1 protein-coding gene is annotated in these 1,502 nt (G+C 71.6%); it reads left to right on the top strand.

The window, feature by feature from the left end; genetic code table 11:
• Positions 1-32: 32 nt before the first annotated feature.
• The coding region (locus ABZW18_RS34715) for a polyketide synthase dehydratase domain-containing protein (RefSeq protein WP_356195502.1) at positions 33-1,502 on the top strand (1,470 nt) is incomplete at its 3' end.

The following is a 1,502-nucleotide window of genomic DNA, read 5'->3' as shown; positions in this document are numbered from 1 at the left end:
AGCGGGCGCGTCTGCTGCGGAGTCTGGCTGAGGTGTTCGTCGCGGGTGTCGATGTGGACTGGTCGTCGTGGGTGGCGGGTGGTCGGTTGGTGGAGTTGCCGACGTATGCCTTCCAGCGGCGTCGTCACTGGCTTCCCGCGGGGCGTTCGGTGGTGGACGCGGCAGGTCTTGGTCTGCATCCGGCCGGTCACCCGCTGCTCGGTGCGGCCGTACGCCTCGCGCCCCAGGAGGGCCTTGTCCTCACCGGTCAGCTGTCGCTGCACAACCACCCGTGGCTGGAGGACCACGCCGTCTACGGCACGGTCATCCTGCCCGGTACCGCCTTCGTCGAGCTGGCGTTGCACGCGGGCGACGAGGTCGGCTGCGAGGTGGTGGAGGAGCTGACGCTGGAGCGGCCGCTGGTGTTGTCGCCGGACGCGTTGGTGGCGGTGCAGGTGTCGGTGGGGGCTCCCGATGATGCGGGGCGCCGGTCGATCGCTGTGCATTCCCGTGTCCAGGACGCGGACGCTGGTGCCGATGCGGGGGTGGAGTGGGTCCGGCATGCCGTGGGCGTACTGGCCGCCGATCCCGTGGTGGCGGAGGAGCGCCTGGCAGGTACGTGGCCGCCCGCCGGTGCCGAGCGAGTGGATGTCGCTGAGGCGTACGAGCTGCTGGCCGGCCTGGGATACGGGTACGGACCGGTGTTCCGGGGGCTGCGTGCGGCGTGGCGCGCGGGGGAGGAGTTGCTCGCCGAGGTTCAACTACCAGACGAGGTCGATGAGTTCGGCGTCCATCCGGCGCTGCTGGATGCCGCGCTGCATCCGCTGCTCTCCGGGGACCTGTGGGTGCCGTTCTCCTGGAACGGGGTGCGGCTGCACTCGGTGGGCGCGTCCGCGTTGCGGGTACGGTTGTCCCGGAGCGCCGACGGCGCCGTGCGGCTTACGGCGTTCGACGGCGCCGGCCTGCCGGTGGTGACGGTGGATGAGCTGCGGTTGCAGCGGATGTCGCAGGAGCAGCTGGGCTCCGCGGTGGCCGCCGACCCGTTGTTCGAGGTGCGGTGGACGGATGTGCCGGTTCCGGACGGATCCGGCGGTGTGCCGCCCGAGGTCATGGTCGAGTACGTCGAGCCCGGCGGGGACATCCGTACGAGCGTGGCCGAGGTACTGGAGTCGGTCCAGCGCTTCCTGGCCGAATCGGCGGACGGCGAGTCGGCGGAGAGCGACGCGCGGCTCGCCGTGGTCACCCGGGGCGCGGTCATGGCGGAGCCCGATCCGGCCACCGCGGCCGTGTGGGGCCTGCTGCGTTCCGCGCAGGCCGAGCACCCGGGACGCATCGTGGTCGTCGACACGGCCGATGGTGCGGACCCGAAGGAAGCCGTGGCGCTGGCTCTTGCATCCGGTGAGCCTCAAGTCGTCCTGGATGACGGTCGGTTGTCAGTTCCGCGGCTGGCGACGGTGGCCGCGGAGGCGGTGACGGCGCCGGATTGGAAGCCGGATGGCACGGTCCTGATCACCGGTGCGGGT

Source organism: Streptomyces sp. NPDC004647, from assembly GCF_040609575.1.
GTDB lineage: Bacteria > Actinomycetota > Actinomycetes > Streptomycetales > Streptomycetaceae > Streptomyces.
This window is presented reverse-complemented; position numbering and strand designations above follow the sequence as displayed.